Annotated in this window: 11 protein-coding genes; all 11 read right to left on the reverse strand. The window is 42.7% G+C overall.

Annotated features, from left to right (window positions below):
* Positions 1-322 precede the first annotated feature (322 nt).
* Positions 323-649: a hypothetical protein gene (locus ACRDDY_RS00665; RefSeq protein WP_438563039.1), complete on the reverse strand. Its 327-nt coding sequence runs from the start codon at positions 647-649 to the stop codon at positions 323-325.
* 8 nt (positions 650-657) lie between these two features.
* Positions 658-2,106 carry an AAA family ATPase gene (locus tag ACRDDY_RS00670; protein ID WP_438563040.1) on the reverse strand — a complete coding sequence of 483 codons (1,449 nt, stop codon included), beginning with the start codon at positions 2,104-2,106 and terminating at the stop codon, positions 658-660.
* 112 nt (positions 2,107-2,218) lie between these two features.
* Complete coding sequence (locus ACRDDY_RS00675) at positions 2,219-2,977, reverse strand: hypothetical protein (RefSeq protein ID WP_438563041.1); 759 nt, start codon at positions 2,975-2,977, stop codon at positions 2,219-2,221.
* Between the two features lie 375 nt (positions 2,978-3,352).
* Positions 3,353-3,676, reverse strand: coding sequence for a hypothetical protein (locus tag ACRDDY_RS00680; RefSeq protein ID WP_438563042.1), 324 nt, complete (start codon positions 3,674-3,676; stop codon positions 3,353-3,355).
* Between the two features lie 301 nt (positions 3,677-3,977).
* A complete protein-coding gene (locus tag ACRDDY_RS00685) occupies positions 3,978-4,142 on the reverse strand; it encodes a hypothetical protein (protein ID WP_438563043.1) in 165 nt (54 codons plus the stop codon).
* Between the two features lie 606 nt (positions 4,143-4,748).
* Positions 4,749-5,723: a dihydrofolate reductase gene (locus ACRDDY_RS00690; protein WP_438563044.1), complete on the reverse strand. Its 975-nt coding sequence runs from the start codon at positions 5,721-5,723 to the stop codon at positions 4,749-4,751.
* Positions 5,720-6,238: a hypothetical protein gene (locus ACRDDY_RS00695; protein WP_438563045.1), complete on the reverse strand. Its 519-nt coding sequence runs from the start codon at positions 6,236-6,238 to the stop codon at positions 5,720-5,722. Before ACRDDY_RS00695 ends, ACRDDY_RS00690 begins: the two co-directional genes overlap by 4 nt.
* 5 nt (positions 6,239-6,243) lie before the next feature.
* Positions 6,244-7,203: a hypothetical protein gene (locus ACRDDY_RS00700; RefSeq protein ID WP_438563046.1), complete on the reverse strand. Its 960-nt coding sequence runs from the start codon at positions 7,201-7,203 to the stop codon at positions 6,244-6,246.
* Positions 7,190-7,714 (reverse strand): hypothetical protein, encoded by a 525-nt coding sequence (locus tag ACRDDY_RS00705; RefSeq protein ID WP_438563047.1) that lies wholly within the window; start codon positions 7,712-7,714, stop codon positions 7,190-7,192. Before ACRDDY_RS00705 ends, ACRDDY_RS00700 begins: the two co-directional genes overlap by 14 nt.
* On the reverse strand, positions 7,711-8,238 hold the full coding sequence (locus tag ACRDDY_RS00710; RefSeq protein WP_438563048.1) for a hypothetical protein: 528 nt from the start codon (positions 8,236-8,238) through the stop codon (positions 7,711-7,713). Before ACRDDY_RS00710 ends, ACRDDY_RS00705 begins: the two co-directional genes overlap by 4 nt.
* Positions 8,239-8,553: 315 nt before the next feature.
* Positions 8,554-8,816, reverse strand: a 263-nt coding sequence (locus tag ACRDDY_RS00715) for a hypothetical protein (protein ID WP_438563049.1), incomplete at its 5' end; no start/stop codon positions are given.

Raw genomic sequence — 8,816 nt, forward strand, 5'->3', positions numbered from 1 at the left:
TAGGATAATATATGTTTCAATTATCCTTATATCGACGTATTGCGCGCGATAGTTCACAGCGAACATTTAACTGTCCACCTGTAACTGTTATAGATACATCAGGATTACGTTTCAATACGTCTTCTAATAAGCCATAGAAGAAACTACTAGTGACCACTTGGTCACTGTTGAACACGATATCAATATGACTATGGTTTGAACACGAAGGTTTATATAGTCTGCCGTTAGAAGGCCCAGCAAACAGTTTTTTGTTTACTTGAGAAAAGTTAATCATTAACGTCATAGGGTTACGGAGGGCTAGTTGACTAGCCCTCGCTCCATGTTATAGTAATCGCATTAGCTTAAGGATTTTGTGTCCATAGCCAGTAAGTACATACATATCTGGAACACCGCCAGCTACGCAATCGATAGCCAAACCACGTTCCATAGCGAATGCTAATCCAGCTTTAGACGGGATATCGCCAGCATTCAACGGTCCACGGTTAACCAGAGCAGTCATTGTGTCATACACATTACCGCGCTGATTAGCTTCTACAGCTACGACTACTAAAGCCATAGCATGGTCTATCGAAGTATCCATATCTTCTTCGAATGTAAGGCCAAGTAAGTTAAAAGCTTCGCGCAATACTACTTCATTATACGGTACCATAATTACTCCTAGAAATCTGACGCTACAGAATCACATTCAGGGGACTCGAGTTCTTTACGGTGTTTCTTATCCGCTTCACCTGCTTTGCCCTGTCTAGCTAACGCTTCAGTGTACTTACGCATCTCTTCTAGACGCTCTACACCACCACGTTGCTCTTCTTCAGCAACTTCAGGGTTAGCAAAGTAGAACTCCAACAACTCACGACACTTATCAGTATCGTTCAGCGCTAATCGCTTAACTTTGTTGATTACACAACCCGGTAATACACCCCATTCGATGTCCCAGTTAGCTAACTCAGGATACAGACGCGTGAAGTGTACGCGAATTGCTTCAGGTGAAACAGGTGGTAAGTCAATCATCAAGTCAGTGCGACCAGCACGCTTAACTGCATCATCAATACGGTCGATGTGGTTCGTAGTCATGATAATCATAACATCATTCAATGGTACGACACCATCCAACGCATTCAAGAATCCAGAACGCGATACTGATGTAATAGCGGACATCAGTGATTTGACTGGATCTTCTTCATCTTTTTTGCCATCGTCAGTTTTCTTAACTACTGAATTGATGCCAGCACAACTATCAAAGTCTTCCATTAAGATAATTGTACGTTTCGGAACAGCAGTTAACGCATTTACCAAATGCTCATCGCTAATATCGTTCATGTTAAGAGAACCGATATTGAATCCGTACTCTTTAGCGATAGCACGAATCAGTGATGTTTTACCTGAACCCGGTAAACCATGTAAGATTACTGACAATTTATACGGTAAACCTAAACGCTCGTAAATCTCACGGCTATTTACGAAGCTATCCATCTCACGACGGATTAGTGATTCAACACTTGGGTCGAGGGCAAGGTCTACTAAGCCATTGCCTACGATCTCTCTATCTTTATCCCAGCGTCCCTGACCAGCATATTTCAGAGTACGTACACGTCGAGATGGTTTTGGCAATAACGCCTGTACGTAGTCATGCAGAATCTGACGATTACGCCCCAGTAATGTAACGTCGATTGTTTCTTTAATCACATCGCCATTGTTCTCCTTGAACATTGCACGGTCGACGATTAATAAACGACGTTTATAGATACGATAGTGACGACCATAACCAACGTTGATATCGTTGTATTCAACCCAGCCGGTCTCGTTATTGTAGCTCTCAAAGCAGTCTACTTTAAGAGTACGGGATAATCCACGGAAACCGTTCTCACCAACGTCATTAGCAATTCGGTTAAAGGTGGTACGTTCATTACCTAAGTTTGTGATACTGATAGTGGTTATAGTTTGCTTTTGTGCCCAGTTCAGCATACTACGAGGCATATCCCTGAACACCCATGCTAGTCCTGCTAACACGGTTGCCGTTAATACACCGCCTACGAACTGATTGCCACCTGATACCATGTTGATATATTCAACACCAGTAGTTACTGCACTATTGATAAAACTAAACATTCCTGATACACTCCGATTGTCTTCCCATCTTAAACACACTCCTGTAAATTATCCCACTAAAACAAACAAAAAAAAAATAAGGAGTCCCATAAGGGACCCCTGCAATATAGTATCATTTTGACAAGTCGTAATGGCGTTCCATTATTGCCATGTACGATAACATGTTACTTGCAGTATCATCTTCTAAGTGATACATAATGCCACCGGAGACTTCTTCTTGCTGACTAATTGTAGCGAAGCGCATGAACTCCCGACAATCAGTAGAGTTACCTACTACCAGAATCTGACGATGGTCACACGGGCTAGCATAGTACAGGTTTCTGAACGAACTACCCGGGACATTAAAGTCAAAACACTCTGTGTCGCGGATATAGTCTGCTATATACCCAATCTCTGCACTAGCAGTAGCGACAATCCAGCGTGGTCTACTAACACGCTCTGCTTCTGGTGTAGGTACGCAGCGCCATGCCCAACTAACCAGATCTTTTAAGAACGCTTCAGCTTCTGCATCTGGTGTATCAGTACCGATGATACCGTTCTCTTGATAAATGGAGCCAGTCAGCTTACGGAACGTGGTTGTGATATGCATACGTGCATGCGCATCTTCCATAGTATCGCCGATACTCATAGCATGTCGGATGGAGTTAAAGCCATTCCCAAACATATCTGCCTTATAGCCAGCAAATGCATATGATAAAGAAGAACGATATGGTGTCAAATAACGTTCGAATGTAACGCAGGTAAATTTACCCATTTTGACACAGTAACGGTCTCTGGCTGTAACGATGTGCTGGTATCTGCGAAACAGATGATCTAATGCTGCACTAGGGCTAACATCCGGTTTGTGAATCACGACTGCATAACTGTACATAACTTTTATCCAAAATATAGAACGAGTAGTTCTGCTAAACGGTCCAGGTATGGGATACCGGCGTACATAAATGGAAACACTAATGAAAGAATCAACACATGGATAAACATGTTTGTGATCCCCAGTAGCTTAAAGCATACCATGTAAACCAACACTATATATAGCATTAAGCAGATGGTGTAAACCTCGGCTTGCATCGTTCACCCTTCCAATAAGACGTAATTCGCTTGGTAGTCAAGTCACAGACCTGCATCTCCAAGTCTCTGTTCTTCTTACAGAGATCTACGATAACGGCATTGCAGTTGTTTAGTTTCTTAGATAAGATAACTACTGCAACAACTAGCGCAGAGATGAACGCTAGCACTAATGATACGATCATCGTTTCCATTCATTAACCTTATGATACCGACATAGAACATCGAAGTTAGAGATTGGTTTATATACAATAGTCGATGGGTTATCATCGTTCGATAACAGATAGCACTCAATATCTGATTCGATGGTGAATTTCTTAGCAGTTGGGTTCTCGCCACGTGCCTGTTCTAACAGGGTAGTAGTTTGACCAATCGATGCGATTAGGTGTTTACGCGTTTCAGCTAACCGTGTTTCTGCTACAATACGAAGACGATGTTGCCACAGTGCAAACGTAACCATTAAGCCAACGCCAATAGTTAACATAACTAACATTACTTCATCCATCTTAACTTATCCCTTTCATTATTACAGGTAGCCACGCATCAATGCGTGTCAGTACGATTGTAACCAGTATTACAAATGCGAATGCAACAAACAAGTACCCAAAGAACAACTCAACGAGTGACGTTGAGTTAGTCATGAGTATTCTTGAGAACAAACAACATAAACTGAAGCCTATGCATAAGCCGATAAGTATTAACATTATAACTCTCCCGTATCTTGGAAACCACCGTAGCCAGGGTACTCTTGCGGTTCTTCTGGTTCAGGGTATTTGTTTGTTTCTCCAGGCCACCATTCTGCCATTTTAGCGATCCTCTCGACGTAAGCCACGACGCATGTTGTTAATGCGCACCCGAGTAATCTCACGCTCTTTTAACTCATTACGTGTTACGAACACACGGGATGATACGATGGCCAACAGACCACCGATAACAATAATGATAAAGAACAAAACAGGTAATACACCCATCAGCTACACATCCCCGTTAATCCATAGTTTACTGCTTTCACCAGATAGTAGATCATTGCAATAACTGCACCTAGTGAAATCAGCGACGTAGCAAGAAAAGCAAAACAAATCTTAGTACTCTTTAAGCGCCATAATTCAATGGCGCCTACAGTAGATAAGATAAGTATTGCAATTGTATATATGATAGCTCGAGTTGTCTCGAGGTAATATACGCAATACATCATCTAACACGTTTCTCCAATGCTTTGATTCTAGACTTCTGGTCACTGATAGTTAGCTTGTATCTAGCCACTAACGCACGATGTACCAGAAATCCAATAGAACCGAATAAGCCCATAGCGACACTAAGTACGATTATTACTTCGAGTATGCTGATCATTCTTAACCGCCTCCAGCTTAGCGCACAGAGTCGCAGCGCAGCCATGTAGACTAACTAGGTTGTTCTCAGATTCTTTAAGTGAATCTTTGAGACGTTGCTGACGCTTGCGGAGCTGAACATTTTCTTCACGCAAAGCACACACTCTGCGATGTACGCGGATGACTTCAAAGAAGCCTAGGATTGCAGCACCCAGGCAGACGAAAGAACTGATAGTCTTAATATCCATATTATCCCATTACTAAGTCGGAGATGTGTCGTGCGCGATAGATTTCAATCGCACGCTCAATAACGCGATGTGCCAAATAGGCATTACTGTTAAAGGTATGTTCGAATACATCCTTACATACTTTACCGTCTTCCAGGTTTTTCAGGTTAACGCCCTGCACGTTATGAATGTTCTTACGACCTTCTTTGTCCTGAATAGCAATATTGACAGAGCCGTCAGACAGCAGATAACCAGAGTTACTTACCTTATGGTTAGGGTAAGACACACCGTAACCTTGTCGTAGTTCTTTAGGTAGCTTAACCGGGCGCACAGGCAATGGCTCTGTTACGTGGTCAGGCACTTTACCACTTCTGTGAATACGCAACAGCAATGCTTTGAGCGGGAAACCGTAGTGTGTCATGCATGCACGTGACAAATACGGGTTTACATATTCGGATGGGTCCAGGATTTCATTATGCAGCAGTGCAGCTAGCGTAACGACATCCATTTTTGAACGTTCGCGCATGTAAGTATGGAACGTAAAATTGAATTCATCTTTTTCACGCTGTGTACAGGTGGTTTTAACATCCTTCCAGTTATCTTTCTTGAACTGGCTGATATCGAAATACGTATCACCTTCACAAGTGGTATGAACCACTGTAACGTGTGCACGGTCGATATAAGGTAGTGCTTCCTTATACAGCTCTGCGCCGCCGATGATAAAGATCTCAGAAGTTTCGGCTTTCGCAAGTGCCTCTTCTAAGTTGTGACACCATACTGCATCGGTGTCTATCCGTAAACGACCGCGAGTTAACACAATGTTCTGACGGTTAGGCAAAGCACGCCCAATAGAACGAAATGTATTGCTACCCATGATGACAGTGTTACCAAGTGTCAATTCACGGAAACGTTTCATATCGCTAGGGATAACCCACGGCAATTCACCATCTTTACCAATTACACCATTTTCAGATACTGCTACAATGAGGTGAATCATTTCTTTACATCCTTTAAGATTTGCATCATGGCATCACGGCGAGCCAAATCAGAACAGTCGTACGCTTGGGTATTATGCGGCAGAACAGTAACCTTGTGATCATCCAGTGCAAACATATAGTTAACTGCACCAGTAACACCATTGTTAGTGGAGGTAGCTTGTAAGTATACGTTGCCATCACTACACAACATCGCTACTTTAGACAACTCTACCGATGCCTTATTGATATTATAGCAGTCTGCAATTGTAGCGATTACCAACCCACGTAAAACCGCACCGATTTCAACGAAGTTAACCAGCACCGTGGTGTTCTTACATTGCGGAACAGTGCCTGCAATCAACAGCTTTGCCATCCGCTTGGCTGAAATACCGAAGTGTTCTTTAGCCCAGTCTCTTAGACGGTCGTAGTTGTATACAGAACCACAAACCTCTAACGCTGTAATTGGAAACTTCAATGTAGCATTGAGTTTCATTCTATTAACGACTGTTGCCATCAATACAGCATGGTGTATCATTTCAATTACTCCACTCGTGCAGCTGCCACGAACGTACCTGACCAACAATCAGTTGTCTCGTCTGGTAACGCATCGCGCATCTCGTTGTAAGTCTTATACATTGGGGTATTGGTATGCATCACAATAGTAACCCAATTACCTTCCGCAGTTCGAATACGCATAAGCATACTTAGCTTATTGTACACAAGCACGTTAGACGAAATAGTGAGGCCATCTACGAACGTGTTGAAGTTCTTTTTCAACACGCGCATAACATAATCACGACCAACAGGAGTTAATACGTGATAGCCATCAACCTGTGATATAGGTATATCCAGATTACTTGCGTTGAACTTATCGCAACAGTCGACATATGCTGCATCGTATCCTGCAGCAGTATACCATCTCTTGAAGTTAACTGTACGGATATTAATACACATAACGAGGTTATTGCTGTCTTTGGCAAATTGCTCGTTAAACTGGAGACACTGCAACGTCTCATCACAGGCTATGTTGAGGCCGGAGATTTCAGTCAGATGCTTTACAATTTCAGCTGTCAGATGTTTACGATAGAACATACTGAAGTATAAGCGGAGATCACTACTGACAGGAATCTCTTCACCGCAGATATCAGCTTTGTTATACTGGCGTGTGACTGGGGTCACATTGAACTTATCGACAGCGTATGCAAAGATGCCGCCGGTTAGTTCGATAACGAACGCTGCTGAATAGTTCGTGTGCGCCAGTAACAAATCAGTAGGGCGATATGCTTTTACGATAGTCAAATCCAGAGGTTTCACATGCTCGAAATTTGTCAGTCGTGTGTAAAGCTCATCCAGTGTTAAGCCGAATAGTGTTTTAGACCATTCTTCGAATTGCTCACCACGATCGATTGGATAACGGGACATATAGCCCCGAATATCTGAAGTGATGTTATCTGTGAGGGCATCACCTACCACTAATTTGAATACATTAAGCTTCCACATTCGGTTTTTCCCCCTGAAGACGACGCAAATCCAAAATCAGTTGTTGGATAGCATGTTCGATATACATATCCGGGACGTAGTTAAATACGTTCAGTAGCCGGTAGTCCACTTTGGTTTCTGGCCCCATGTTATACAGGCAACTGAGTTGACCGGTAGTAGTGTAACCAGGGCGATGTTTGTGGTCTACGATATACACGAAGTTACCGCTGTCATTGGACATAACTACCGGATGGATAATCACATCTTCTGCCGGATTTTCGAAATCGCAGTAACGCTTAATGGCGTCCAGGATGGCTTCACGAATATCCTCGTTCACCTTATAGAACCCAACGGCTTTGTTGGTGAATTTAAGAGGTGGGGTCTCCCCAGCACGAATCATGCGACATACTGTATCGATAGGGACACCGAAACGCACTTTTGCCCAGTTGCTAATCATGCGCATCTGCAGGCAATCGTCGTGACCATACATCATGTTAGCGATCATGGTGTGTAAGTTATTAATGTCTTTCATTTCTTAAATCCCTCCAGTAACTTATCTAAAATATCCCATTGGAGTAAACCAGACTCCTGTAACAAAGCATTGTTAGAACCAACAGGCACCAGTAACCCTTGCTTTTTAATAATCGGTACTTTAACGATTGCTTTACGGCCAGGCACTACAGTATCAATATGCAGTAGTACATAATCTTCTTTGGTGATAATTACTACATCACCGATTTCCGGTGATCTACTTGAAGATGTCTCACCGTAGTGTGCTGCAATAGCCCCAGCATAAGCGTGCTTGCCCGCTACAGTTAAAGAAGCATACGACTCAAAGTGCATTGCATGCAGCGGCTTAGGCGGGTACCCAGTAGACAGGTCGGTCACTAATCGGCCACCGGTCATGCCGAATGTAGCCTGAGTCCAGTAGTTAAATTTAGAACGGCTAATCTTCAGTAGCTTAGCTGCTTCAGAATATGCGACACGGTTACGTTTATAGACTGTTACTAAAGTAACCATATCCATCATTTGTTCAAATGTTGGTGGATTTTTCATCACTCCATCCCTTTCTGTCTTATGATTGCAATATTGTCCACTATGGCTTTACCACGTTGAAACTTGCGGCTAGTAATCCTTATCTTGCCGCTATAAGCATCAACCATTATGGTAGACGTACCTTTCGAGTTTTGCCAACTGCTAACTCTTTTGATGTCTTGCGTCGAGTGGATGCACTCAGACATTTCCTTCTGTAGCTGTATAAACTCAACAGCTGACATCGAAGTCTCAACATTACCGCTATATCTCCAAAGTAACCCATCTTGGGTTATTTTTACCTCAGCAAACAACTGGGGTACGTTTAAATCAGGGAACTTACTTAATACGTTTAAGCGGACCGTGTTCACCTGTTACCTCCTTGATAACATCATCCCACTCCATACGACTTACATCAACTTTGTGTTTGATAACACGCTGAATAAAGTCTGGGAAATATCCGTGGTACATGATATGCAATAACTTATACGTCTTTGAAACGTTATCGGTTAACACATCACGACCATACATGGCAAACAGAGTAGCTACGGTTCGATATTGTCCATTAATCCGTTTAGAGAATCGAGTAGTCATCCGACGTT

The sequence above is a fragment of the Clostridium sp. genome, assembly GCF_051656525.1.
Taxonomy (GTDB): Bacteria; Bacillota; Clostridia; order Clostridiales; family Clostridiaceae; genus Clostridium.

Coding starts and splice junctions, on each gene's coding strand:
- ACRDDY_RS00665 (WP_438563039.1), bottom strand. CDS start 649: ATGGTACCGTATAATGAAGTAGTATTGCGCGAAGCTTTTAACTTACTT.
- ACRDDY_RS00670 (WP_438563040.1), bottom strand. CDS start 2,106: ATGTTTAGTTTTATCAATAGTGCAGTAACTACTGGTGTTGAATATATC.
- ACRDDY_RS00675 (WP_438563041.1), bottom strand. CDS start 2,977: ATGTACAGTTATGCAGTCGTGATTCACAAACCGGATGTTAGCCCTAGT.
- ACRDDY_RS00680 (WP_438563042.1), bottom strand. CDS start 3,676: ATGGATGAAGTAATGTTAGTTATGTTAACTATTGGCGTTGGCTTAATG.
- ACRDDY_RS00685 (WP_438563043.1), bottom strand. CDS start 4,142: ATGGGTGTATTACCTGTTTTGTTCTTTATCATTATTGTTATCGGTGGT.
- ACRDDY_RS00690 (WP_438563044.1), bottom strand. CDS start 5,723: ATGATTCACCTCATTGTAGCAGTATCTGAAAATGGTGTAATTGGTAAA.
- ACRDDY_RS00695 (WP_438563045.1), bottom strand. CDS start 6,238: ATGATACACCATGCTGTATTGATGGCAACAGTCGTTAATAGAATGAAA.
- ACRDDY_RS00700 (WP_438563046.1), bottom strand. CDS start 7,203: ATGTGGAAGCTTAATGTATTCAAATTAGTGGTAGGTGATGCCCTCACA.
- ACRDDY_RS00705 (WP_438563047.1), bottom strand. CDS start 7,714: ATGAAAGACATTAATAACTTACACACCATGATCGCTAACATGATGTAT.
- ACRDDY_RS00710 (WP_438563048.1), bottom strand. CDS start 8,238: ATGAAAAATCCACCAACATTTGAACAAATGATGGATATGGTTACTTTA.